The organism is Micromonospora sp. NPDC047707 (assembly GCF_040704235.1).
Lineage (GTDB): Bacteria > Actinomycetota > Actinomycetes > Mycobacteriales > Micromonosporaceae > Micromonospora.
The window spans coordinates 328,211-353,174 of the sequence record NZ_JBEYSU010000002.1 but is presented as its reverse complement, the minus strand read 5'-3'; the positions used below and the strand labels follow the sequence as shown (position 1 = coordinate 353,174).

The following is a 24,964-nucleotide window of genomic DNA, read 5'->3' as shown; positions in this document are numbered from 1 at the left end:
ACCGCCGCGATCTGGCACAACTGGCGCATAAACGCCGACGTCAAACGCTCCCTGACCGCGTACGACCACTGATCCATTCGGAATCACTCGTCTAGGCCGCCGGTGCGACAGCCTCCGCCGCGGGCTTCAGCGGCCGTCGGGACACCGTGCCCGGCGGCCGCTCAGGCCAGTACGGCCAGCCGGGACGCCCAGTCGCCGCCGACCGGCTCCAGGTCCACCACCCGGGTGTCGTCGTCCCGGCGGTCGATCCGGACCCGCAGGTGGGCGTCGACGAGCTGCTCGACCAGGCCCTCCCCCCACTCGACCACGGTCACCGACTCGTCCACCGAGGCGTCCAGGTCCAGGTCGTCGATCTCGGCGCGCGGGTCGGCCGCGTCCCCCACGCGGTACGCGTCCGCGTGCACGAGCGCCACCCGCCCGCCCAGGACCGGGTCGGGGCGGTGCACCCGGGCGATCACGAAGGTCGGCGAGGTGACGTCCCCCCGGACGCCGAGCCCGGCGCCGATGCCCTGGGTGAGCGCCGTCTTGCCGGCGCCGAGCGGACCGGTCAGCAGCAGCAGGTCACCCGCGCGGAGCAGGCCGGCCAGCCGGCGGCCGAACGCGTGCGTGTCCTGCACCGTCGGCAGCGTTACCCTCACGGTGCCTCCCGGTCCGCGACCGCGCGGTTCCGCCGCGCCGCACCCCGCGCGCTCACGGCCCCGCCAGGAAGCGGGTCAGCGCGGAGTTGACCTCGTCGGCGTGCTCCAGCATCACCACGTGCCCGCTGTCGGGGATCTTGACGAACTCGGCGTGCGGCAGTCGCCGGACGATCTCCTCCGAGTGGGTGACCGGGGTGATCATGTCCTTGTCCCCGACGATCACCAGCACCGGCGTGCCGCTGAGCGCGGCGAGCGCCGGAAAGCGCGAGTGGGTGGCGAGCGTCCGCAGGTAGCGGGTGACCGTGTCGGCGGACGTCCGGGAGTTCATCTCCTCCACGTACGACACCAGCGCCGCGCTCGGCCGGCGGGTCCCGAAGCCGTACTTGCGGGTGAGCAGCCAGGCGACGTTGGTGGTGGACTTCCGTGCCCGGTCGATGACCGTGCCGCCGTAGCGGGTGGCGTTGCTCATCATGTAGAGCACCGGCGCGCCCACGCGGCCGAGCAGGGCCGGGGCGACCAGCTTGGTCTCCGCCAGCAGGCCGCCCGAGGTCGCCATCAGCACGGTGCCGACCACCCGGTCGCCGAACAGCTCCGGGAAGAGCTCGGCGAACGCCATGATCGTCATGCCGCCCATCGAGTGGCCGACCAGCACCAGCGGGCCCTCCGGGGCGGTGCGGTCGATCACCGCGCGTAGCGTCCGGCCCAGCGCGGCCAGGTCGTACTCGCCGGTCTCCAGTCGCCCCGACCGGCCGTGGCCGGGCTGGTCGTACGCGACCACGCGGTGCTCGCCCCGCTCGGCGAGCAGCTTGCGCTGGAAGTGGAAGGTGCCCATGTCGAGGCAGAACCCGTGCACCAGCACCACGGTCGGGTTGCCGGGCACCGGCCGGGTCGGCTCGACCACCTCGACGTGGATGTCGGTGCCGTCCGGCATCTCCACGCACAGCGCCTCGTCGTACCGCTGCTCGCCGAAGATTTCCCCGGCGTACGGGTCGGCGGGGTCGGCCTTGAACCGGCGGACGAGGGCGCGCTCGGTCGCGACGCCCGCGGCCAGGCCGGCGGCGGCGACCCCGACGGCGGCCAGCGCGCCGACGGCGGCCCGGGCGGGACCGGACCGGGGCAGCGGGATCCGGGGGCGGGACGACGTCACGGGCGCTCGCCGTCGTAGACGCGGGGCACCCGGCTGCTGCCGAAGCGGGTGACGATCTCGTAGTTGATCGTGCCGACCGCCTCCGCCCAGTCGTCGGCGGTGGGTGCACCGTCGGCGCCGCTGCCGAACAGCGTGGCCACGTCCCCGGCCGCGACCGGGTCGTCGCCGCAGTCGAGCACGAACTGGTCCATGCAGACCCGGCCGGAGATGGTCCGCCGGACGCCGCCGAGCTGGACCGGGCCGCTGTTGGAGGCGTGCCGGGGCACCCCGTCGGCGTACCCGAGCGGCACCACCGCCAGGGTGCTCTCCCGCTCGGTCGTGTAGGTGTGGCCGTACGAGACGCCCGCGCCCGCCGGGACCCGTTTGGTAAGCATGATCCGGGCGCGGGCGGTCATCGCGGGGCGCAGCCCGAAGCCCTCGCCGGTCACCGGGGAGAGCCCGTAGACGGCCAGCCCGGGGCGGACCAGGTCGAAGTGGGTGTCGGGCCGGGTCAGCGTGGCCGCCGAGTTGGCCAGGTGCCGGTAGCGCGGGCGCAGCCCGGCCTTCTCCACCATGCCCAGCCCCTCGTGGAAGACGGCGAGCTGGCGGTCGGTCGTCGGGTGGCCGGGCGAGTCCGCGTACACGAAGTGGCTCCACACGCCGACGACCTCGACCAGGCCGTCGGCCTGAGCCTTCGCGGCGGCGTCCAGCAGGGTCGGCCAGTCGGCGACGGTCGCGCCACCCCGGGACAGGCCGGTGTCGATCTTGAGGTGGAGACGGGCCGGCCGACCGGCGACCCGGCTCGCCTCGATCATCTCGTCGAGCTGGGGCAGGCTGGCCGCACCGAGGTCGACGCCGGCCGTCACCCCCTCGTGCAGCGGCAGCCCCGGAGCGAGCAGCCACGCCAGGACCGGCGCGGTGATCCCCGCCCGGCGCAGGGTGAGGGCCTCGTCGAGGGTGCAGACGCCGAGCCAGTCGGCCCCGGCGTCCAGCGCCGCGCGGGCGGCCGGCACCATGCCGTGGCCGTACCCGTCGCCCTTGACCACCGCCATCAGCTCGGCGGTGGTGCCGGACCGGAGCCGGCTCACGTTCTCGCGGATCGCGTCAAGATCGACGCGTACCTCGGCCTGCCACATGCCCCCAAGCCTACTGAGCTGATCACCGCGGCCTGACCCGCCCACGTCGATCCGGATGTCGCGCATGGCCGGCACCGCACCCGCTCAGGGCAGGCGGGCCAGCACCGGGCGCAGGGCGGCCGCCACGTCGGACGCCGTCACCGGGCCGCCCCGGGCCGCCTCACGGCCGGCCAGCCCGTGCAGGTACGCGGCCGCGGCGGCGGCCCGCTCCGGCGCCAGCCCGGCGGCGAGCAACGAGCCGAGCAGCCCGGCCAGCACGTCCCCCGTGCCCCCGGTGGCCAGCGCCGGCGTGCCGGTCGGGTTCACGTACGCCCGGCCGTCCGGCGTGCCGATCACCGTGCGGTCGCCCTTGAGCAGCACCACCGCGTTCATCCAGGCGGCCAGCCGCAGCGTGGCCGCCACCCGGTCGGCGCCCGGCGTCTCCCCGCAGAGCCGGGTGAACTCCCGGTCGTGCGGGGTGACCACGATCGGCGCGTCCCGCCGCCGCAGCTGCTCGGCGAGCGAACCGTCCACGAGCAGGGTCAGGGCGTCCGCGTCGAGCACGGCGGGAACCGGTGCCGCCAGCACGGCGCGCAGCTCGGCGACGGCGTCCTCGCCGGTGCCGAGCCCCGAGCCGCAGACCCACGCCTGCACCCGGCCGGCGTCGGCGACCCGTCCGGTGGCGATCACCGACGGGTGGTGGTGCAGCACCTCGTCGCGGGCCCCGCCCGCGTACCGGACCATGCCGGTCGGGCCGGCCGACGCTCCGGCGACCGAGAGCACCGCCGCACCCGGGTAGGTGGCGGAGCCGGTGGCCACGCCGACCACGCCCCGGCTGTACTTCTCCGTGGCCGCACCGAGCCGCGGCCACCAGTCGACCACATCCGACCACTCGGTGACCCGGAGTGCCGGGGTGCCGCGCAGCCACGGCTCCAACCCGATGTCGACCAGCTCGACCTGACCGGCCAGTGCCGCGGCGGGGCCCACCACCAGGGCCGGCTTCAACGCGCCGAAGGTCACCGTCACGTCGGCGCGTACGGCGCTCGGCCGGCCGGAGGCGGTGAGCGGCACGTGGCCCGTGTCCACCGCAACCCCGCTGGGCACGTCCACCGCGACCACCGTCGCCGGCGCGCCATCCCGCCCGCAGTGCCGCACCAGGCTCGCCGCGAGCTGGTCCGCCGTCTGCCGGAGGCCGCCGCTGCCGCCGATCCCGACGATGCCGTCGAGCACCAGGTCGACCCGGGCGGGTGGGCGCTCGACCAACCGACCGCCCGCGGCGCGGAACGCCGCCAGGCCGTCGGCGTGCGCCCGGCCGGGGGTCAGCAGCAGGGCCGACACGGCCGCCCCGCGGCGCGCCAGGTGCGCGCCGGCGAGGAGCGTGTCACCGCCGTTGTCCCCCGAACCGACCAGCAGCAGTACGCCGGCGGCGTACACCCCGCCCCGGTCGGCGAGGAGCAACGCGCACCGGCGGGCCAGTCCGGCGGCGGCGCGCTGCATCAGCGTTCCCGGCGCAAGCGTGGCCATCAGACCCGCCTCCGCGGCGCGTACGTCCGCCACCCGCCACACCGGTCTCATCCGACTCCCGTCCCGTACGAGGCGTGCCCGGCACGCCACCGATCAGCGTTCCGCGACCACCATCGCCGAGGCGATGCCACCGTCGTGCGACAGCGAGATGTGCCACCGGTTGACCCCCCGCTCGGCGGCCGCCGCCGCGACGGTGCCGGAGACGGTCAACCAGGGCCGGCCGTCCGGATCCGGCACGATCTCGCAGTCGTGCCAGCTCAACCCGGCCGGCGCGCCGAGTGCCTTGGCCACCGCCTCCTTGGCGGCGAACCGGGCGGCCAGCGACTCGGGCGAGCGCGGGTTGCCGGAGCCGGTGTACCGCTCGGCCTCGGTGAAGAGCCGGTCGGCGAGCAGCGGCGTCCGCGTGAGGGCCCGGGCGAACCGCTCCACGAGGACCACGTCGATGCCGACAGCGACGATCACGGGCCCACCCTACCGGCGCGGGCCGCCGCACATTAGCCGTCGACGCCGCCTGGGGCAACGCCTGTGGACAAGCCGGCGGTACGGCGGCGACCGGTCGTCCACAGGGCACGCGCGGCGGGGCCGGCGAACCCTAACGTTCCGCCCGTCCATGTCGACGACGTCACGGGGGCGACGATGAGCGAGGAGATGTTCAGTGTCCGGCCGGACGCGCTGCGCCGGAGCGCGTCCGGGCTCGCCGACGACGCGTACCGGCTGGCGCACGGGGTGGGCGGCGCGGCCGGGCTGGTGGTGCCGGCGCCGGAGTGGGCCGCCGGGACGGCGCTGGCCGGGTGCGAGGCGGCCGTGCACGCCTGGTTCGGGGAGCTGGGCGCGCGGGTGGCGGCCACCGCGGAGGCGGTCCGCTCGGCGGCCGAGGCGTACGACGCGGTGGACGACCGGGCGGCGGCCCGGCTGGCCGGGGCGCCCCGATGACGGTTCCGGCCGGGCCGGGGTACCGGGAGCTGTGGGCGGCCGACCCGGGGGCGTGGCGGGCGGCCGGAGCGGCCTGGTGCGCCGCCTCCGCGCTGGTCGAGCGCCGCGCGGGGGAGCTGACCGGGAGAGCCGCCGCGCTGCGGGACGCCTGGTCGGGTCAGGCGGCCGGCGCCGCGGCCGCCCGTCTCGGCGGGCTGGGCGGCGAGCTGCTCGCCGGCCGGCCCGGTCTGGTCGAGGCCGACCAGGTGCTGGCCGAGTTCGCCGGCCGGCTCGCCACCGCCAAGGCGCGGCTCGGCACGGCGGTCACGCTGGCCGACCGCTCGGGCGTACGGGTGGACCGGCGCGGCCAGGTCAGCGCCGACCCGTCGCGCCCGGCGACGGCCGGCACCGGCCGGGCGGTCGCGGAGGTGGCCGCCGGGATCGGCGCCGCAGTCGACGCGGCGCGGGCCGCCGACCGCGACGCCGCCGGTCGCCTTGCCGAGCTGGCCGGCGCGGCGGCATCCGGCTGGGTCGGCCCACCCCCGCCCGGCCGGCCCGGGGCCGATTCCACGCCGGCGGCGGTGCGGGCCTGGTGGGCGGGGCTGAGCCCGGCGCAGCGCCGGTGGCTGGTGGCGTACGAGCCGCAGCGGGTCGGCCGCCTCGACGGGGTTCCGGTGGCCGCCCGGGACCAGGCCAACCGGCTCCTGCTCGGGCAGCACCGCGAGGACCTGCTCGCCGAGCGGCGACGGCTGCTCGACCGGGCGCCGCCCGGGCCGCTCCGGCTGGCCGGGCTGCGCCGGGTGGACGCGGCACTCGCCGGGCTGGACGCGTTGGCCGGCCGCCTCGCGGCGCCGGAGGGCCCGCGGGCGTACCTGCTGACGCTGGCCACCCAGGAGGAGGGACGGGCCGTCGTGTCGCTCGGCAACCCCGACCGCAGCGACCAGGTGCTCACGTACGTGCCGGGCATGACGGCCGGCCTGGACGACGTGACCGGTGAGCTGGACCGGGCGGGCCGGGTCCTGTCCCGCTGCACGGCACTCGCCCCGGGCGAGGAGACCGCGGCGGTGCTCTGGCTCGACTACGACGCCCCGGACTTCCTCCACGAGGCCGCGTGGGCGGGGCGGGCGGGCGACGCCGGGCCGGCGCTGCACCGGTTCCAGGAGGGGCTGCGCGCCACCCACAACGGCGAGGACGCCCGGCTGACCGTGCTCGGGCACAGCTACGGGTCACTGGTCGTGGGCAGCACGGCGAGGGACCACGGCCTCGCCGCCGACGCCGTGGTCTTCGTCGGCTCGCCCGGCGTCGGGGTGGACCACGCCCGCGACCTGGGCCTGCCGCCGGGTCAGGTCTGGGCGAGCACCGCCGCGGACGACGTGATCCGGTTGGCGCGCCCCGCGGACGAGCTGCTCCGGCGGCCGCTGCTGGGCACGTCGCCGATCGGCGCGGCGGTCGCGCTGCTCGACGGGCCGGAGCGGGCCCTGTGGTTCGGGCGCGACCCGTCCGACCCGAGCTTCGGCGGGCGTACCTTCCCCAGCGGCCGGTACGGCCACACCGGCTACTGGGAACCCGGCAACCCGGCGCTCGACGGCATGGCGCGGGTGGTCCTCGGCCGGCCGTAGCCCCGGACCTGCGACGGGCCCGCCGGACCGACGGAAGCGGTCGGGCGGGCCCGTCGTCGACTCACTCGACCGTGACGGACTTCGCCAGGTTGCGGGGCTGGTCGACGTCGTGGCCCCGGGCGGCGGCGATCTCCGCCGCGAGCACCTGCAACGGCACGGTCGTGACCAGCGGCGCGAGCAGCGTCGGCGTACGCGGGACGTAGATGAGGTGGTCGGCGTACCGGACCACGGCCTCGTCCCCCTCCTCCGCGATCACGATGGTCCGGGCGCCGCGCGCCCGCACCTCCTGGATGTTGGAGACGACCTTGTCGTGCAGCATGCCCCGGCCGACGGGCGACGGCACGATGCAGATCACCGGCGTGCCCTTGTCGATCAGCGAGATCGGGCCGTGCTTCAGCTCACCGGCGGCGAAGCCCTCGGCGTGCATGTACGCCAGCTCCTTGAGCTTCAGCGCGCCCTCCAGCGCCACCGGGTAGCCCACGTGCCGGCCGATGAACAGCACGGTCGGCTCGGACTTCAGCTCCCGGCCCAGCTCGCGGACCGGCTCGATCCGGTCCAGCAGCTCGCGCAGCTTGCCGGGCATCTCCTGGAGCTGGGCCACCACGGCGCCGACCTCGTCGGCGAACTTGATCCCGCGCACCTGGGCCAGGTGCAGCCCGATCAGGTAACACGCGACGACCTGGGTGAGGAACGCCTTGGTGGACGCGACCGCGATCTCCGGGCCGCCGTGCGTGTACAGCACCGCGTCGGACTCGCGCGGGATGGTGGAGCCGTTGGTGTTGCAGATGGCCAGCACGCGGGCCTTCTGCTCCTTGGCGTGCCGCAACGCCATCAGCGTGTCCATGGTCTCGCCGGACTGCGAGATGACCACGATCAGGGTGGACCGGTCCAGGACCGGGTCGCGGTAGCGGAACTCGCTGGCCAGCTCCACCTCGCAGGGGATGCGGGTCCAGTGCTCGATGGCGTACTTGGCGACCAGGCCGGCGTGGTAGGAGGTGCCGCAGGCCACGATGAAGATCTTGTCGACGTCGCGCAGGTCCTGGTCGCTGAGGCGGACCTCGTCGAGCATGATCTCGCCGGCCTCGGTGAGCCGGCCGAGCAGCGTGTCCGCGATGGCCTGCGGCTGCTCCTCGATCTCCTTGAGCATGAACCAGTCGTAGCCGCCCTTCTCGGCGGCCGACGAGTCCCAGTCGATGTGAAAGTCCTTGCCGGTGGCGGGCTGGCCGGCGAAGTCGGTGATCTCGATGGTGTCGCCGGTGATCAGGACGATCTGGTCCTGACCCAGCTCGATCGCGTCCCGGGTGTGCTCGATGAAGGCGGCGACGTCACTGGCGAGGTAGTTCTCGCCGTCGCCCCGGCCGACGACCAGGGGCGAGTTGCGCCGGGCACCGACCACCGCGCCGGGGATGCCGGCGTCGACGGCGAGCAGGGTGAACGCGCCCTCCAGGCGCTGGCAGACCACGCGCATGCCGGCGGCGAGCAGCTGCGGCCCGTCCGGGTGGCCGGCGGCGCGCAGGTCGGCGAGCGCGGCGGCGAGCAGGTGCGCGGCACACTCGGTGTCGGTGTCGCTGGTGAACTGGACGCCGTCGGCCTCCAGCTCGGCGCGCAGCTTCGCGAAGTTCTCGATGATGCCGTTGTGGATGACGGCGACCCGTCCGTCGGGGGCCAGGTGGGGGTGGGCGTTGCGGTCGGTGGGGCCGCCGTGGGTGGCCCAGCGGGTGTGGCCGATGCCGGTGGTGCCGTCGCCGATGCCGATCGGGCTCGCGGCGCAGGACGCCGGGTCCTCGGCGGCCCGCTCGGACAGCACCTTCTCCAGGTTGGCCAGCTTGCCGGCCTTCTTCTCGGTCAGCAGCTCGTCGTCGCAGACGATGGCGACGCCGGCCGAGTCGTAGCCGCGGTACTCCAGCCGCCGCAGCCCGTCGAGCACGATGCCGAGTGCCGGGCGCGCGCCGGCGTAACCCACGATTCCACACATGGGTGGCAGCCTAACCCAGTTTCGCTCAGCGCGCGTGCTCGGAAGTCCAGTAAACGATCAGCAACTTTGAGCGAAGGGGGCAGGACGCTACGGAGAGTCACGAAACGCCATCAACGGCCACGACGGGTTGAACCGGCACGGCGAGTCCGTAGGCTGGCGGGCGTGACGACCGCCCACGTCGATCCCCTGGTGGCCCGGATGCGCCCGTTCGGGACGACGATCTTCGCCGAGATGTCCGCTCTCGCCGTCCGCACCGGGGCGGTCAACCTCGGCCAGGGCTTTCCGGACACCGACGGGCCGCCGGAGATGCTGGCCGCCGCGGCCGAGGCGCTGCGGACCGGCCAGAACCAGTACCCGCCGGGTCCGGGGACCCCCGCGCTGCGCGCCGCCGTCGCGGCCCACCAGCGCCGCTTCTGGGGGCTGGAGTACGACCCGGACGGCGAGATCGTGGTGACCGCGGGCGCCACCGAGGCGATCGCGGCGGCAATCCTCGGCCTCTGCGAGCCGGGTGACGAGGTGGTCTGCTTCGAGCCGTACTACGACTCGTACGCCGCCTCGATCGCCCTGGCCGGGGCGGTCCGGCGGCCGGTCACGCTGCGTCCCGGCGCCGACGGCCGGTACGCCTTCGATCCCGACGCGCTGCGTGCCGCGTTCGGGCCCCGCACCCGGCTGGTTTTGCTGAACTCGCCGCACAACCCGACCGGCAAGGTCTTCACCGCCGACGAACTTGCCCTGGTCGCCGAACTGTGCCGCGAGCACGACGCGTACGCGGTCACCGACGAGGTGTACGAACACCTGGTCTTCACCGACGCCGCCTCGGCGCACGTACCCCTCGCCACGCTGCCGGGGATGCGCGACCGCACCCTGCGGATCTCCTCGGCCGGCAAGACGTTCTCCTGCACCGGCTGGAAGGTCGGCTGGGCGAGCGGCCCGGCCGCGCTCGTGTCGGCGGCACTGCGGGTCAAGCAGTTCCTGACCTTCGTCAACGCCGCGCCGCTGCAACCCGCGGTCACGGTGGCGCTGGGCCTCGGCGACGACTACTTCACCGCGTTCCGGGACGGGATGCAGGCCCGCCGCGACCAGTTGGTCGCCGGCCTCACCGATGCCGGGTTCGAGGTGCTCGCGCCGGAGGGCACGTACTTCGTCACCGCCGACGTCACCCCGCTCGGCGGCCGGGACGGGGTGGAGTTCTGCCGGTCACTGCCGGAGCGTTGCGGTGTGGTGGCCGTACCGACCCAGGTCTTCTACGACGACCCGGAGGCCGGCCGGCGGCTGATCCGGTTCGCCTTCTGCAAACGTCCGGAGGTGCTGACCGAGGCGGTCACCCGGCTCCGCCGGCTCGGGACGGCACGGTGAGCGGCCAGCAGGCCGAACGGCTCCGGCGGTTGGCCGCGCTGCGGGGCTGCGACGTGGTCCTGTCCGGAGCGCGTCCGGCGACCGTCGGCGAGCGGCTGGACGCGATGCGGGCCGCGCTGCCCGAGGACACCCTCCCCGACGTGTACGGCGAGGGCGGCGTGGTCGAGCACGTCGAGCACCGGATCGCCGACCTGCTCGGTGCCGAGACCGCCGTCCTCTTCCCCACCGGCACCATGGCGCAGCAGGTCGCCCTCCGCCACGGCGCCGAGGTGACCGGCCGGGACGCGGTCGCCCTGCACCCGCTCAGCCACCCCCTGGTCCACGAACGGGACGCGTACGCGGTGCTCACCGGCCTGCGTGCCGCCCGCACCCCGGACGGCGCCCGGTTCCCGACCGCCGAGGAGGTCACCGACCTCGGCGAGCCGTTCGGCACGCTGCTCCTCGAACTCCCGCTGCGGGACGCCGGGTTCCTGCTTCCCACCTGGAACGAGCTGGTGGCGGTGGTCGACGCGGGCCGCGCCCGGGGCGCCCGGGTGCACGTCGACGGCGCCCGGCTGTGGGAGTCGACCGTGCACCTCGGGCGGCCCGCCCCGGCGGTCACCGCCCTGGTCGACAGCGTGTACGTCTCGCTCTACAAGTCCCTCGGCGGTGTCTCCGGGGCGGTGCTGGCCGGCGATCCGGAGCTGACCGGGTACGCCCGCGCCTGGCGGCACCGCTATGGCGGGACGGTCTTCCAGCAGTGGCCGGCGGCACTGGCCGCGCTGCACGGGCTCGACCACGAACTTCCCCGCCTGCCCGGCTACGTGGCCCACGCCCGGCTGGTCGCCGAGACGCTCGCCACGATTCCCGGGGCCCGGGTCTTCCCCGCGCCACCGCACACCCACCAGTTCCGGTTCTGGCTGCCCTACCCCGCCGACGCGCTCAACGACGCCGCCCTCACGCTCGCGGAGGAGGAGAAGGCCTGGTTCGTGGGCCAGTGGCGGGACACCGACGTCCCCGGGCTGGCGCTGGCCGAGGTGACGGTGGCCGACCCCGCCCTGGAGCTGGACGCCGACCAGATCAGCGACCTGGCCGCCCGCTTCCTGCACCGCGTGCCGACCAACTGACCGCGGCCCCTGTTCCGCCGGGCGGGTGCACACCGCGGCCCTGCTCCGCCGGGTACATGCACTCCGCGGCCCTTTGGACCTGATGTCGTGGATGAATCAGCCCGGACTCGCCGACATGATGTCGCGGGCGAGTCAGCTCCAAAGCCTCCGTGCGCCGCACGCCCGTGCGCCGTGACGACATCGCGGTAGTGGGCCACGGCCCGCGCGCTGTCAGCGACGCCCGAGCGCTATCGGCCCAGCCGCCGGCGTTGTCGGCGACGGGCCGAGCGCTATCGGCACAGCCCCCGGCGTTGTCGGCGACGGGCCGAGCGCTATCGGCACAGCCCCCGGCGTTGTCAGCCACGGGCCGAGCGCCCTAGCGACGGCGCCGGACGTGGGCGACCGCCGGGCGCCGCAGCGACGGCACCCGGCGTCGGAATGGGCCGGCAGGGGTCGGTCAGGCGACCGGACTGGCGGTGCGGACCTGCTCGGCGATCCGCTCGGCCACCGAACGGGCGGTCGCCTCGGTGCCGGCCTCGACCATGACCCGGACCAGCGGCTCGGTGCCGGAGGGGCGCAGCAGCACCCGACCGGTCTCGCCCAGCTCGGCCTCGGCCCGCTCGACCTCGGCCCGGACGGCCGGCGCCGCGGCACCGACGGTGCGGTCGCCGACCGGCACGTTGATCAGCACCTGCGGCAGCCGGGTGACCACAGCGGCCAGCTCGGCCAGGGACTTCCCGGTCGCCGCCATGCGCGACATGAGGTGCAGGCCGGTCAGCACGCCGTCGCCGGTGGTCGCGTACGCGGGCATGACGATGTGCCCGCTCTGCTCGCCGCCCAGCGCCAGGCCGGACGCGCGCAGCTCCTCCAGCACGTACCGGTCGCCGACCTTGGTCTCGACCAGCCGGATGCCCTCCCGGGACATGGCCAGGCGCAGGCCGAGGTTGCTCATCACCGTGGCGACCAGCGTGTCGCCGGTGAGGGTACCGGCCTCCCGCATGGCCAGCGCCAGGATCGCCATCAGCTGGTCGCCGTCGACCTCGTCGCCGTCGGCGGTCACCGCGACGCACCGGTCGGCGTCGCCGTCGTGGGCGATGCCCAGGTGCGCGCCGTGCTCGACGACGGCCTGGCGCAGCGCCTCGATGTGGTTCGAGCCGCACTCGTCGTTGATGTTGAGGCCGTCGGGCTCGGCGTGGATCGCGATCACCTCGGCGCCGGCCTCCTGGTACGCCGCCGGGGCCACCTCGGCGGCGGCGCCGTTGGCGCAGTCCACCACGACCTTGATCCCGTCGAGCCGGTGCGGGACGGTGCCCACCAGGTGCTGCACGTAGTGGTCGGCGCCGTCGAGCAGGTCGTGGACCCGGCCCACGCCCGCGCCGATCGGGCGCTCCCAGGCGGTGGTCGCGTTCGCCTGGACGGCCGCCTCGATCCGCATCTCGATCTCGTCCGGCAGTTTGTGCCCGCCGGCGGCGAACAGCTTGATGCCGTTGTCCGGCATCGGGTTGTGCGACGCGGAGAGCATCACGCCGAGGTCGGCCTTGGCCTCGGCGGTGAGGAACGCCACCGCCGGGGTCGGCAGCACGCCGACCCGGACGACGTTCGCACCGGCGCTGGTGAGGCCGGCCACCACGGCGGCTTCGAGCATCTCGCCGCTGGCCCGCGTGTCGCGGCCGACGACGGCCAGCGGGGGATGGCTCTTGTCCGACTCGGCGAGAGTGTGCGCGGCGGCCACCGCCACCGCGAGCGCCAACTCGGGCGTGAGATCCGCGTTCGCCCGCCCGCGTACGCCGTCAGTGCCGAACAACCGGCCCATACCCGCCAACCTCCGATGGAACTGCCGATGATGGAGAACGGAACGGCCGGGCCACCTCCCGTCGTGGGGGAGGCGGTCCGGCCGTCCGTCAGAAGTACAACGTGCAGCTGATGGTCAGCGCTTCGAGTACTGGGGAGCCTTGCGGGCCTTCTTGAGGCCGTACTTCTTGCTCTCCTTGACCCGCGCGTCCCGGGTCAGGAAGCCGGCCTTCTTCAGCGCGGGACGGTCGTCCGGCTCGCTGACGATCAGGGCCCGGGCGATGGCCAGCCGCAGCGCACCGGCCTGGCCGGTGGTGCCGCCACCCCGCAGGTTCGCGATGACGTCGAACGCCTCGGCCTTCTCGGCGGTGACCAGCGGGTCCTTGATGAGCTGCTGGTGCACCTTGCTCGGGAAGTAGGCCTCGAGGTCCCGGCCGTTGCAGGTGATCTTGCCGGAGCCCGGCACGATGCGGACCCGGACGATGGCCTCCTTGCGGCGGCCCACGGTCTGGATCGGCCGGTCACCACGGGGCGCGCGGGCGACGGGCGCCGGCGCCTCGGTGGCCTCGGGGGCGACCTCGGTGGCGGTGATGTCGGTCATGCTGCTTCCTTCGCCCGCGCTCACTGCGCGATCTGCTTGATCTCGAACGGCACCGGCGACTGCGCGCCGTGCGGGTGCTCGGCACCGGCGTAGACCTTCAGCTTCTTGATGAGCTTACGGCCGAGCTTGTTGTGCGGGAGCATCCCCTTCACGGCCAGCTCGATGGCCCGCTCGGGACGCTTGGTCAGCAGCTCGTCGTAGCCGACCTGCTTCAGGCCACCCGGGTAGCCGGAGTGACGGTAGGCGATCTTCTGCTGCCGCTTGTTGCCGGTCAGCGCGACCTTGCCCGCGTTCACGATGACGACGAAGTCGCCCGTGTCGACGTGCGGCGCGAAAGTCGGCTTGTGCTTGCCGCGCAGCAGCGTGGCGGCGTGGGTGGCCAGGCGGCCCAGCACGACATCAGAGGCGTCGATGACGTGCCACTGACGCTCGATCTCACCCGGCTTCGGGCTGTACGTACGCACAGGTCTACCTTGTCTCGTCGTCGGTCTGGGGTCGCGCGCCGGGTGACCAGGCGCGCACGAACGACCAAGCGTACCTCAGGTGGCACGCCTCTAGATGTCGCACAACAGCAGGTAACGATACCCAACGCCGTGTGGGCCGGTCAAAACGGGGGTCCGGCGCGCACGCCGGACCCCCGCGGGGATGAGCGGACTCACACTCGGGCACGCGCCATCCGCGCTCCCGGCCGCAGGTACGCCGCCCAGGTCACCACGATCATCACCAGGAAGAACCCGACATAGAACCGCAGAGCCGGCTGGATGCCCCCGTAGGTCGACTTCGCCCAGGCATAGCAGATCGGCACGAGGAACCCACCGAACGCGCCGACCGAGGAGATGATCCCCAGCGCCCCGGCCGCCTGGCGGCGCATCGCCAGCATGATCTCCGGCGTGCCGCCCAGGTCCTCCCCCTTCACCTGGAAGATTCGGGAGATCATCCGGTAGGTCGAGCCGTTGCCGATGCCGGTCGCCACGAACAGCAGCATGAACGCCAGGAAGAAGACGCCCAGCCGGCGCTCCTGCACCGACCACAACGCCAGGTACGCCCCGCCGGCCATCAGGACGAAGCTGGCCACGGTGATGCGCGCGCCGCCGATCACGTCGGAGAGGCGGCCGCCGAACGGCCGGCAGATCGAACCCACCGCCGCGCCCAGGAACGCCCAGCTCAGCGCGATGTCCGGCCGACCGAACACGCCGTTGAGCAGGGTCGGGAAGGCCGCCGAGTAGCCGATGAACGAGCCGAAGGTGCCGATGTACAGGAACGACATGACCCAGGTGTCCCGGTGCCGCAGCGACGACCAGACCGGCCGGACGTCCGCCTTGGCCTCGACCAGGTTGTCCATGAACAGGTACGCGCAGACCGCCGCGATCACCGCGAGCGGGATGTACATCAGACCGGCCCGGGCCAGCGCGAGCCCGCCACCGAGCACGATCACCTGGGGCACCAGGAACTGCACCACCGCGACGCCGATGTTGCCGCCGGCCGCGTTCAGGCCGAGCGCCCAGCCCTTCTCGCGTTCCGGATAGAAGAACGAGATGTTCGCCATGCTGGAGGCGAAGTTGCCGCCGCCGAAGCCGGCCGTGGCGGCGATCAGCAGCAGCGGCACGAACCCGATCTCGGGATGCTGGACCGCCCAGGCCAGGCCCGCGCACGGGATGATCAGCAGCAGGGCCGAGACGATGGTCCAGTTGCGGCCGCCGAAGACCGGCACCGCGAACGTGTACGGCAGCCGCAGCAGCGCGCCGACACCGCTGGGCACGGCGGTCAGCCAGAGCGCCTGGCTGGTGGTCAACGTCCAGCCGACGTCGTCGAGCCGGACGACGACGATGCTCCAGAGCAACCAGACGGAGAAGCCGATGTGCTCGGCGAAGATCGAGTAGATGAGGTTGCGCCGGGCGATCCCCCGGCCGACGGTCCGCCAGAAGTGGCCGTCCTCCGGGGCCCAGTGCCCGATCCACCGGCCCGGCCGGCGTTGCAGGTCGATCTCCTCCGCTGTCGTCTCGGGCACGCTCGTCGTCGTCATCAGGCGCTCCTTCCGGCCGGTCCATGTCGTGGCTCGCACGACCCACCGGTCCGGCCGGTGTCGAGCGATCCTGGCCGAAAGCTAGATAGCCGCCGTTACCGGAGCGTTTCGTCGACGAGGTCGGGCAGGCAACGGTGATCGCACCGGGCCGGATGACCGTCCGTGAGAAAGAGAGCGCGTCAGAGCTGCTGCAGGATGCGCAGCGCGCGGCCGACCCGTTGCATGGTCTCCGCGTCGGCGACGTCCACGCACTCGGTGAACCACTTCTTCATCGGGGAGGAGAGCCGGTCGGGCATCACCACCCGGTCCCCCATCTCGACGGCCAGGGGCGAGTCGCGCAGCAGCGCGGTCTCGACGACCTCCGCCACGATCACGATCGGCACCGCGGTCGAGTTGTACACGTCGGAACTGATGACCAGCCCCAGTCGTTCACGGGCGCCGGAGATGCGCCAGACCTCACCCCTACGCAGCACGCGGACGCCCGCCGAAGAGCAGGTCGTCGACCATGCCCACCTCGCGATCGTCGGCGAGGGCGGCGGACTCCAGGTCGATCCCGGCCCGGCCGACGGCGGCGGCGTGCGCCGAGAAGACCTCGCGCAGCGCCTTCTCCCGGGCGGCCTGGTCCATCCAGGCGGACAGGGACAGGCCCTCGCGCTTGGCGAACCGCCGGGCCTCCTCGATCGTCTCGTCCGAGAACGACAGGGTCACCTTGGCAGTCATGCCGACCAGATTACCCAGCGGTGTGACCGGCAGTCATCCCTCGTGACGCCGGTCGACAAACCGGTCAGACCGGACTCACGGTCAACCCGGCACCCGGCCGCCGAACACCGCGAACCGCCACGCCTTGAAGAAGCAGTCCACGTCGACCAGGCCCGCCTCGACCAGCCAGTCGCACTGGGCGGCGACCGGCGCCGGCCGGTCGTACGCCATCCGCTCCCGCGCGGCGGCGATCTCCGTGTCGCCCGAGCCGAGCGCGGTGGCCTGGGCGACCCACACCTCGTCGTAGCGCCGGTCCAGCTCCCGTGTCGGGCCGGCGACCTGCTCGGCGTTGACGAACACGCCACCGGGGACGAGCACCGCGGCGGCCCGCCGGTACAGCGCCCGCTTGTCGGCGTCGTCCAGGTGATGGATCGCGAGCGCGCTGACCACGGCGTCGTACCGGCCCGCCGGGAGCGGGTCAACCAGGTCGGCGTGGACCGTGCGGTGCGGCACGCCGGCGGCCCGCAGATGGTCCGCGGCGACCGCCAGCATCGCCGGCGCGGCGTCCACGACGGTCACCCGCACCCCCGGCACGGCGGCGGCGACCAGCAGGGAGAGCAGCCCGGTGCCGGCGCCCAGGTCCAGCACCTCGGGGGTACGCCCCACCGCGAGCGCGGCCCGCAACGGCGGCGCGGCCACCTCGACCGCCGTTGCGTAGAACTGGTCGAAGCAGGGCACCAACCGGCGGCGGGCCTCGTCGTACCGGCCCGCCACGGCGTCGAACGCCTCCGCCACACCCATCCCGGCCTCCCAATATTCAGGACATTTTTCCCACATTGTAGACCGGTCCGACCAGCGTGCTGCCCCGGTGCGGTGTGAGCCGCTCTTGACAGGACCGAAACAAACGGGACCCGGACCGGAAACCCCTCGGCGGCACGCTTCTCGGGCATGACAGACGGTGCGCGACCTGCGACTGCACCGGGGCCCCCGCCCCGGGAGGCGGCGACGCACTGCCCGTACTGCGCCCTGCAGTGCGGCATGACGCTGCGGGAGGAGAACGACCGGGTGGCGGTGCTGCCCCGGCAGTTCCCCACCAACCGGGGCGGTCTCTGCCAGAAGGGCTGGACCGCCGCCGAACTGCTCGACCACCCCGATCGGCTCACCAGTCCCCTGCTGCGTGACCCGGCCAGCGGCGAACTACGCCCGGCGACCTGGGACGCCGCCCTCGACCGGGTCGCCGAGGGAATCCGAGGCGTCCAGTCCGGACACGGCCGCGACGCGGTCGCCGTCTTCGGCGGCGGCGGACTCACCAACGAGAAGGCGTACGCGCTGGGCAAATTCGCCCGGGTGGCGCTGCGGACCCGGCACATCGACTACAACGGCCGGTTCTGCATGTCCTCGGCGGCGGCGGCCGGCATGCGCGCGTTCGGCGTCGACCGGGGCCTGCCGTTCCCGCTGTCCGACCTGGGCCGGGCCGACACCCTCCTGCTGGTCGGCGCGAACCCGGCCGAGACGATGCCCCCGCTGGTGCGCTGGCTGACCGAGCAACGCCAGCGCGGCGGGAAGCTGATCGTGGTCGACCCCCGGGTCACCGCCACCGCCCGCCTGGCCGATCTGCACCTGCAACCGCTGCCCGGCACCGACCTGGCGGTGGCGAGCGCGCTGCTGCACATCGCCGTGACCGAGGGCCTGGTCGACAAGGACTACATCGCCGCCCGGACCACCGGCTTCGAGGAGGTCCGCCGGGCCGTGGCCGCGTGGTGGCCGGCGCGCGCCGAGGCGCTCTCCGGGGTGCCGGTGGCGGATCTGGAGGCGACCGCCCGGGCACTGGGCACCGGCGAGCGGGTGGTCATCCTGACCGCGCGCGGCGCCGAGCAGCACGCCAAGGGCGTGGACACCGTCACCGGGTACGTCAACCTCGCGCTCGCCCTCGGCCTGCCGGGCCGGCCCGGCTCCGGGTACGGCTGCCTCACCGGGCAGGGCAACGGGCAGGGCGGCCGGGAGCACGGGCAGAAGGCCGACCAACTCCCCGGGTACCGCCGCATCGACGACCCGGCCGCCCGCGCACACGTTGCCGGGGTGTGGGGCGTACCGGCCGACGACCTGCCCGGGCCCGGGGTGCCCGCGTACCGGCTGCTCGACTCGCTCGGCACCCCGGACGGGCCGAAGGCGCTGCTCGTCTTCGGCTCCAACCCGGTGGTCTCCGCGCCCCGGGCGACCCGGATCGAGGGCCGGCTGCGGGACCTCGACCTGCTGGTGGTGGCCGACTTCCTGCTCTCCGAGACGGCCGCCCTCGCCGACGTGGTGCTGCCGACGGCGCAGTGGGCCGAGGAGGACGGCACGATGACCAATCTGGAGGGCCGGGTGCTGCGCCGCCGCGCGCTGCGGGAGCCACCGCCCGGCGTCCGCACCGACCTGGCGATCCTCGCCGACCTCACCGCCCGCCTCGCCCAGGTGCAAGGAAGGGACCCTTCACAGTCACCAGGCGTTAACAAGGGGCCCTTCCTTCCGGCCGAGCCGGCGGCGGTGTTCGCGGAGCTGCGGCGGGCATCGGCCGGCGGGATCGCCGACTACGCCGGCATCACCTGGGAGCGGATCGACACGCACGACGGCGCGTACTGGCCCTGCCCGGACCCCGACGGGCCGGACACGCCCCGGCTCTTCGCCGAGCGCTTCCCGACCCCGGACGGACGGGCCCGGTTCCACGCGGTCGAGCACCGGCCCGCCGCCGAGGAGGTCAGCGCGGCCTACCCGCTGCACTTCACCACCGGCCGGGTGCTCGCCCAGTACCAGTCGGGCACCCAGACGCGGCGGGTGCCGGCGCTGAACCGGGCCGCTCCGGAGGCCTTCGTGGAGCTGCACCCGGACCTGGCCGGGCGGCTCGGGGTGACCGACGGCGAGCCGGTCCGGGTGGTCTCCCGCCGGGGCGAGATGGTCGCGCCGGCCCGGCTCAGCACGGCGATCCGACCGGACACCGTCTTCGCGCCCTTCCACTGGGGCGGCGCGGCCCGCGCCAACTCGGTCACCAACGACGCCGTCGACCCGGTCTCCGGGATGCCGGAGTTCAAGATCTGCGCCGTGCGAGTCGAGAGGGTGGAGACGCCGTGACCGAACGGATCGTGATCGTCGGGAACGGGATGGCCGGAGCCCGACTCGCGAGCGAACTGCACGCACGCGACGGGGACCGGAAGGTCACCGTGCTCGGGGCGGAGCCGCACCGGGCGTACAACCGGATCATGCTGTCCACGCTGCTGGCGGGGAAGATCGGCGAGCCGGACGTGGAGCTGGCCGAGGTCGCCGGGCAGGGCGTCGACCTGCGAACCGCGGTGACCGTCACGGCGATCGACCGGGCGGACCGCGCGGTCCGGACCAAGGACGGCGACCGGATCCCGTACGACCACCTCGTGCTCGCCACCGGCAGCCGGGCCATCGTGCCGCCGCTGCCCGGACTGGACGGCCCGGAACTGCCCGAGCGGGTGGTGCCGTTCCGCACCCTGGACGACTGCCGACGGATCCTCGCCGTCGCCGCCGGGGCACGCCGCGTCCTCGTGCTCGGCGGCGGGCTGCTCGGGCTGGAGGCGGCCCGCGGGCTCGCCGCCCGGGGACTCGACGTGGCCGTGGTGCACCCCGTGCCGTACCTGATGGAGCGCCAGCTCGACCCGGCCGGCGCCGCGGTGCTCGCGCGGACCCTCGCCGGTCTGGGCGTCACCACCCACCTGTCGGTCCCGGCCACCGCCGTGGCGGCCGACGCCCACGGCGTACGCCTCGACCTCGCCGACGGCCGGTCGCTCGACGCCGACCTGCTGGTGCTCTCCTGCGGGGTGCGCCCCGACACGGCGCTCGCCGCGACGGCCGGGCTGGCGGTCGAGCGGGGTGTGCTCGTGGACGACCGGCTGCGCACCAGCGACCGGTGCGTCTCGGCGATCGGCGACTGCGCCCAGCACGACGGCGCGCTGACCGGCCTGGTCGCCCCGGCGTGGGCGCAGGCGCGCGTGCTGGCGCAGGTGCTCACCGGCGAGGACCCGCTGGCCCGCTACCGGCCGAGGCCGGTGGTGACCCGGCTCAAGGCGGCCGGCATCGACCTGGCCGCGATGGGCGACCCGGCCGGCGACGGGCCCGGTGAGGAGCTGACCTTCACCGACCCGGCCCGGGGCACGTACGCCCGGCTGCGCATCCACGACGAGCGGCTGACCGCCGCGATCCTGCTCGGCGACAACCCGGCGGTCGGCACGGTCATCCAACTCTTCGACCGGGGGCAGCCGGTCCCCGCGGACCGGCGGTCCCTGCTGCTCGGCCGGGCGTTCGGCGCGGCACCGGCCGAGCCGGCCGCGACGCCGGCGCTGATGCCGGACGCGGTGACGGTCTGTCAGTGCAACAACGTCAGCAAGGGGGCGCTGGTGAGCTGCTGGCGTTCCGGGGCCCGGACGGTCGACGCCGTGGTGGCGGGGACCCGTGCCGGTACGGGCTGCGGCGGCTGCCGGGACGCGGTCGCCGGGATCGTCGAATGGCTGTCCAGCGTGGACTCGGTGGAGGTGGCGCGATGAACGGCGGCAGGGTGCTGGTCGTCGGCAACGGCATGGTCGGGCAGCGGTTCGTGGACGCGTTGCGCGCCCGGGACACGGCCGGTCGCTGGCGGGTGACGGTGCTCGCCGAGGAGACCCGGCCGGCGTACGACCGGGTGCGGCTCTCGGCGTTCTTCGACGGGGTGGGCGAGGACGAACTGAACCTGCACACCCCCGACGACGGCATCGAGTTGCGGCTCGGCGAGCCGGTCACGGCGATCGACCGGGCCCGGCGCGTGGTCACGACGGCGGCCGGGGAGTACCCGTACGACGCGCTGGTGCTGGCCACCGGGTCGTACGCCTTCGTCCCGCCGGTCGAGGGGACGGACCTGCCGGGGGTCTTCGTGTACCGCACGCTGGACGACCTGGCGGCGATCCGCGAGCACGCGCACGGCCGGCGCACCGGCGCCGTGATCGGGGGCGGCCTGCTCGGTCTGGAGGCGGCGAACGCGCTCCGGCTGCTGGGGCTCGCCACCAGCGTGGTGGAGTTCGCGCCGCGGCTGATGCCGGTGCAGGTGGACACCGCCGGCGGCGCGATGCTCCGCCGGTACGTCGAGGAGCTGGACGTGACCTGCCACCTCGGGGTCGCCACCAGCGCCCTGCGCCCCGGCCCGGACGGGTCGGTGGCCGCGCTGGAGCTGAGCGACGGCGGCCGGGTCGACGCCGACCTCGTCGTCGTCGCGGCCGGCATCCGGCCGCGCGACGAGCTGGCCCGGGCCGCCGGCCTGCCGCTCGGGCCCCGGGGCGGGGTGCTCGTCGACGACACGTGCCGGACGGTGGACGAGCGGATCTGGGCGGTCGGCGAGTGCGCGGCGGTCGACGGGACCTGCCACGGCCTGGTCGCGCCGGGTTACGCGATGGCCGAGGTGGTCGCGGACCGGCTGGTCGGTGGCGCGGCGACCTTCCCGGGCGCGGACACCGCGACCAAGCTCAAGCTGCTCGGGGTGGACGTCGCCTCGTTCGGTGACGCGCACGGCACCACCGAGGGCTGCCTCGACGTGACGTTCACCGACCCGGCCACCCGGGTGTACGCGAAGCTGGTCCTCTCCGACGACGCGAGCACGCTGCTCGGCGGGGTGCTGGTCGGCGACGCCGGCGCGTACCCGACGCTGCGGGCGAGTGTGGGCGGCCCGCTGCCCGGCCCGCCGCTGGCGCTGCTCGCGCCGGCCGGGGGCGGCGCCGGGGCGACGACGCTGCCGGGTTCCGCGCAGGTCTGCTCCTGCAACGCGGTGACCCGCGACGACATCGACGCGGCGATCGCGGGTGGCGCCGCCGACGTGCCGGCGCTCAAGGCGTGCACCCGGGCCGGCACCAGCTGCGGCTCGTGCGTACCGATGCTCAAGCAGCTCCTCGACGCCGCCGGGGTGAAGCAGTCCACGGCACTCTGCGAGCACTTCGACGCGAGCCGGCAGGAGCTGTTCGACATCGTCCGGGTACGCGGCATCCGTACCTTCTCCCGGCTGATCGCCGAACACGGCCGGGGGCGTGGCTGTGACATCTGCAAGCCGGCGGTGGCGTCGATCCTCGCCTCCCTCGGCAGCGGGCACATCCTCGACGGGGAGCAGGCGTCGCTCCAGGACACCAACGACCACTTCCTGGCCAACCTGCAACGCGACGGCAGCTACTCGGTGGTGCCACGGATCCCCGGCGGCGAGATCACCCCGGAGAAGCTGATCGTGATCGGCGAGGTGGCCCGGGACTTCCAGCTCTACACGAAGATCACCGGTGGGCAGCGGATCGACCTGTTCGGCGCGCGGGTCGAGCAGCTGCCGCAGATCTGGCGGCGGCTGGTCGACGCCGGCTTCGAGTCCGGCCACGCGTACGGCAAGGCGCTGCGCACGGTGAAGTCGTGCGTCGGGTCGACCTGGTGCCGGTACGGGGTGCAGGACTCGGTCGGACTGGCCATCGCGCTGGAGCTGCGCTACCGGGGTCTGCGCGCCCCACACAAGATCAAGTCTGCGGTGTCCGGCTGTGCCCGGGAGTGCGCCGAGGCCCGCAGCAAGGACTTCGGCATCATCGCCACCGAGACCGGATGGAACCTCTACGTCGGCGGCAACGGCGGTTTCCGGCCCCGGCACGCCGACCTGTTCGCCAGTGACCTCACCACGGCCGAGCTCGTCACCCTGATCGACCGGTTCCTCATGTTCTACATCCGCACGGCGGACCGGCTGCAACGCACCGCCGCCTGGATCGAGGCGATGGACGGCGGGCTGGACCACCTCCGCGCGGTCATCGTCGACGACTCCCTCGGCGTCTGCGCCGAACTGGACGAGGCGATGGCCCGGCACGTCGCGTCGTACTCGGACGAGTGGCGGGACGTCCTCGACGACCCCGTACGGCTGCGCCGGTTCGCCTCCTTCGTCAACGCGCCCGACGTGCCCGATCCCTCGATCCGGTTCACCTCGGAACGCGGCCAACCGGTGCCCGCTCCCGCCGCGGTGGCCGGCGAGCGGCAGCCGGTGGCGCTCGGGATGCCGGAGGTGCGGCGATGAGCACGGCGACGAGCACGGCGACGAGCACCTGGACCGCGGTCTGCCCGCTGGACCGCCTGGACCCGGACCGGGGCGTGGCGGCACTGGTCGACGGCGTGCAGATCGCGCTGTTCCGCACCCCCGACGGCCTGTTCGCCATCGACAACCTCGACCCGGTCTCCGGGGCGTACGTACTCTCCCGCGGGATCGTCGGCAGCCGGGGTGGCGTGCCGACGGTGGCGTCCCCGCTGCACAAGCAGGTGTACGACCTGAGTACCGGGCGCTGCCTGGACCTGCCCGGGGTCACCGTCCGGTCGCACGAGGTGCGCTGCCGCGACGGCCTGGTCGAGGTGCGGCTGAGAGGTGGTGGGTGAATGCGCGACGAACTGGCCGGCTTCACCATCGGGGTGACCGCCGACCGGCGACGGGACGAACTGGCGGCGCTGCTCCAGCGGCGGGGTGCGCGGGTGGTCCTCGCCCCCGCCCTGCGGATCGTCCCGCTGGCCGACGACACCGAGCTGCGCGAGGCGACCCGGGCCTGCCTGGACCGGCCGCCGGACATCCTGATGGCCAACACCGGCATCGGAATGCGCGGCTGGCTGGAGGCGGCCGAGGGCTGGGGGCTGGCCGAGCCGCTGCGGTCGGTCCTCGGCGAGGCGTACGTGGTGGCACGCGGCCCCAAGGCGCGCGGCGCGATCCGCGCCGCCGGCCTGCACGACCAGTGGTCCCCGGCCTCGGAGAGCTGTGACGAGGTGGTCGACCACCTGCGCCGGCGCGGCGTGGCGGGGCAGGTGATCGCCATGCAGCTGCACGGCGAGCGGCAGCCCGAGTGCACGATGGCGCTGGAGGCCGCCGGGGCGACCGTGATCGAGGTTCCGGTCTACCGCTGGGCGCCGCCCACCGACCCGGCGCCGCTGCACCGGCTGATCGACCTGGTCGCCGGCCGGCTCGTCGACGCGGTGACGTTCACCTCCGCTCCGGCCGCCGAGGCGCTGCTCCGCGCCGCCGGGGACCGCACCGACGCGGTGCTCGACGCCTTCCGCGGCGACGTGCTGGCCAGTTGCGTGGGCGCGGTGACCGCGGAGCCGTTCCTGCGACGCGGGGTCCCGGTCAGCGCGCCGCACCGGGCGCGGCTCGGTGCCCTGGTCCGAACCATCGTCGACGAACTGCCCCAGCGTACGGTCACCCTGAAGGCCGCCGGCCACCTGCTCACCCTGCGCGGGCACGCGGCCCTGGTCGACGGGGACCTGCGCCCGCTGGCGCCGGCCCCGATGGCGGTGCTGCGGGCGCTGGCGGCCGCCCCGGGGCGCGTCCTGTCCCGGACCGCCCTGCTGCGGACGCTGCCGCGCGGCGCGGACGAGCACGCGGTGGAGATGGCGGTGGCGCGACTCCGCGCCGGCCTGAAGGCCCCAAGGGTCGTCCAGACGGTAGTGAAACGGGGCTACCGCCTCCGCGTGGACTGACGTG

At 74.3% G+C, this 24,964-nt stretch carries 22 protein-coding genes; 9 read left to right on the top strand and 13 right to left on the bottom strand.

The annotated features are described in order from the left end of the window. Window positions 1–161: 161 nt before the first annotated feature. From tsaE to AB0873_RS03910, 5 genes are all read right to left on the bottom strand, one after another. Window positions 162–638 carry a tRNA (adenosine(37)-N6)-threonylcarbamoyltransferase complex ATPase subunit type 1 TsaE gene (tsaE, locus tag AB0873_RS03930; RefSeq protein ID WP_366598280.1) on the bottom strand — a complete coding sequence of 159 codons (477 nt, stop codon included), beginning with the start codon at window positions 636–638 and terminating at the stop codon, window positions 162–164. 52 nt (window positions 639–690) lie between these two features. Beyond that, on the bottom strand, window positions 691–1,785 hold the full coding sequence (locus tag AB0873_RS03925; RefSeq protein WP_366598279.1) for an alpha/beta hydrolase: 1,095 nt from the start codon (window positions 1,783–1,785) through the stop codon (window positions 691–693). After that, window positions 1,782–2,900 (bottom strand): alanine racemase, encoded by a 1,119-nt coding sequence (gene alr / locus AB0873_RS03920; protein ID WP_155330283.1) that lies wholly within the window; start codon window positions 2,898–2,900, stop codon window positions 1,782–1,784. The genes AB0873_RS03925 and alr overlap by 4 nt, the downstream gene beginning before the upstream one ends. Before the next feature lie 84 nt (window positions 2,901–2,984). After that, complete coding sequence (locus tag AB0873_RS03915) at window positions 2,985–4,454, bottom strand: NAD(P)H-hydrate dehydratase (protein WP_366598278.1); 1,470 nt, start codon at window positions 4,452–4,454, stop codon at window positions 2,985–2,987. 42 nt (window positions 4,455–4,496) lie between these two features. After that, window positions 4,497–4,865, bottom strand: a complete 369-nt coding sequence (locus tag AB0873_RS03910) for a holo-ACP synthase (protein WP_155330281.1) — start codon at window positions 4,863–4,865, stop codon at window positions 4,497–4,499. A 174-nt stretch (window positions 4,866–5,039) separates the two neighbouring features. Here AB0873_RS03910 and AB0873_RS03905 point away from each other — a divergent pair, with 174 nt between their 5' ends. Next, complete coding sequence (locus AB0873_RS03905) at window positions 5,040–5,336, top strand: hypothetical protein (protein ID WP_366598277.1); 297 nt, start codon at window positions 5,040–5,042, stop codon at window positions 5,334–5,336. Next, on the top strand, window positions 5,333–6,934 hold the full coding sequence (locus AB0873_RS03900; RefSeq protein ID WP_366598276.1) for an alpha/beta hydrolase: 1,602 nt from the start codon (window positions 5,333–5,335) through the stop codon (window positions 6,932–6,934). Before AB0873_RS03905 ends, AB0873_RS03900 begins: the two co-directional genes overlap by 4 nt. A 61-nt stretch (window positions 6,935–6,995) precedes the next feature. On the opposite strand, the gene glmS is transcribed toward AB0873_RS03900, so the two are convergent. Further along, the gene (glmS, locus tag AB0873_RS03895) at window positions 6,996–8,909 is read right to left on the bottom strand and encodes a glutamine--fructose-6-phosphate transaminase (isomerizing) (RefSeq protein ID WP_155330278.1); all 1,914 of its coding nucleotides are present in this window, start codon (window positions 8,907–8,909) and stop codon (window positions 6,996–6,998) included. 162 nt (window positions 8,910–9,071) lie between these two features. Here glmS and AB0873_RS03890 point away from each other — a divergent pair, with 162 nt between their 5' ends. Together AB0873_RS03890 and AB0873_RS03885 are read left to right on the top strand one after the other, a co-directional pair. Next, window positions 9,072–10,265 carry a pyridoxal phosphate-dependent aminotransferase gene (locus AB0873_RS03890; RefSeq protein ID WP_366598275.1) on the top strand — a complete coding sequence of 398 codons (1,194 nt, stop codon included), beginning with the start codon at window positions 9,072–9,074 and terminating at the stop codon, window positions 10,263–10,265. Continuing rightward, window positions 10,262–11,371 (top strand): beta-eliminating lyase-related protein, encoded by a 1,110-nt coding sequence (locus AB0873_RS03885; RefSeq protein ID WP_366598274.1) that lies wholly within the window; start codon window positions 10,262–10,264, stop codon window positions 11,369–11,371. Before AB0873_RS03890 ends, AB0873_RS03885 begins: the two co-directional genes overlap by 4 nt. 436 nt (window positions 11,372–11,807) lie before the next feature. Here AB0873_RS03885 and glmM read toward each other — a convergent pair whose 3' ends face one another. The 7 genes from glmM to AB0873_RS03850 form a co-directional block, all read right to left on the bottom strand. Beyond that, window positions 11,808–13,163, bottom strand: a complete 1,356-nt coding sequence (glmM, locus tag AB0873_RS03880; protein WP_366598273.1) for a phosphoglucosamine mutase — start codon at window positions 13,161–13,163, stop codon at window positions 11,808–11,810. A 114-nt stretch (window positions 13,164–13,277) separates the two neighbouring features. After that, the gene (rpsI, locus tag AB0873_RS03875; RefSeq protein WP_030501567.1) at window positions 13,278–13,742 is read right to left on the bottom strand and encodes a 30S ribosomal protein S9; all 465 of its coding nucleotides are present in this window, start codon (window positions 13,740–13,742) and stop codon (window positions 13,278–13,280) included. A 20-nt stretch (window positions 13,743–13,762) separates the two neighbouring features. Continuing rightward, window positions 13,763–14,206, bottom strand: a complete 444-nt coding sequence (gene rplM / locus AB0873_RS03870; RefSeq protein WP_091102704.1) for a 50S ribosomal protein L13 — start codon at window positions 14,204–14,206, stop codon at window positions 13,763–13,765. A 191-nt stretch (window positions 14,207–14,397) separates the two neighbouring features. After that, entirely contained in the window at window positions 14,398–15,765 is a 1,368-nt protein-coding gene (locus AB0873_RS03865; protein WP_155330274.1) for a nitrate/nitrite transporter, read from the bottom strand. A gap of 179 nt (window positions 15,766–15,944) precedes the next feature. Further along, window positions 15,945–16,238: a type II toxin-antitoxin system PemK/MazF family toxin gene (locus AB0873_RS03860; RefSeq protein ID WP_366598272.1), complete on the bottom strand. Its 294-nt coding sequence runs from the start codon at window positions 16,236–16,238 to the stop codon at window positions 15,945–15,947. Continuing rightward, the gene (locus tag AB0873_RS03855; RefSeq protein WP_155330272.1) at window positions 16,228–16,485 is read right to left on the bottom strand and encodes a DUF6364 family protein; all 258 of its coding nucleotides are present in this window, start codon (window positions 16,483–16,485) and stop codon (window positions 16,228–16,230) included. The genes AB0873_RS03860 and AB0873_RS03855 overlap by 11 nt, the downstream gene beginning before the upstream one ends. Window positions 16,486–16,566: 81 nt before the next feature. Further along, the gene (locus AB0873_RS03850; RefSeq protein WP_366598271.1) at window positions 16,567–17,265 is read right to left on the bottom strand and encodes a class I SAM-dependent methyltransferase; all 699 of its coding nucleotides are present in this window, start codon (window positions 17,263–17,265) and stop codon (window positions 16,567–16,569) included. 147 nt (window positions 17,266–17,412) lie between these two features. Between AB0873_RS03850 and AB0873_RS03845 the strand changes: the two genes are divergently transcribed. From AB0873_RS03845 to AB0873_RS03825, 5 genes are read left to right on the top strand one after another with little or no spacing between them, the layout of a single operon-like run. Then, entirely contained in the window at window positions 17,413–19,572 is a 2,160-nt protein-coding gene (locus tag AB0873_RS03845) for a molybdopterin oxidoreductase family protein (protein ID WP_366598270.1), read from the top strand. Then, window positions 19,569–21,008 carry an FAD-dependent oxidoreductase gene (locus AB0873_RS03840; RefSeq protein WP_366598269.1) on the top strand — a complete coding sequence of 480 codons (1,440 nt, stop codon included), beginning with the start codon at window positions 19,569–19,571 and terminating at the stop codon, window positions 21,006–21,008. Before AB0873_RS03845 ends, AB0873_RS03840 begins: the two co-directional genes overlap by 4 nt. Further along, window positions 21,005–23,518, top strand: coding sequence for a nitrite reductase large subunit NirB (nirB, locus tag AB0873_RS03835; RefSeq protein ID WP_366598268.1), 2,514 nt, complete (start codon window positions 21,005–21,007; stop codon window positions 23,516–23,518). The genes AB0873_RS03840 and nirB overlap by 4 nt, the downstream gene beginning before the upstream one ends. After that, the gene (gene nirD, locus AB0873_RS03830) at window positions 23,515–23,871 is read left to right on the top strand and encodes a nitrite reductase small subunit NirD (RefSeq protein ID WP_366598267.1); all 357 of its coding nucleotides are present in this window, start codon (window positions 23,515–23,517) and stop codon (window positions 23,869–23,871) included. The genes nirB and nirD overlap by 4 nt, the downstream gene beginning before the upstream one ends. Next, complete coding sequence (locus tag AB0873_RS03825) at window positions 23,872–24,960, top strand: uroporphyrinogen-III synthase (protein ID WP_155330266.1); 1,089 nt, start codon at window positions 23,872–23,874, stop codon at window positions 24,958–24,960. Window positions 24,961–24,964 lie beyond the last annotated feature (4 nt).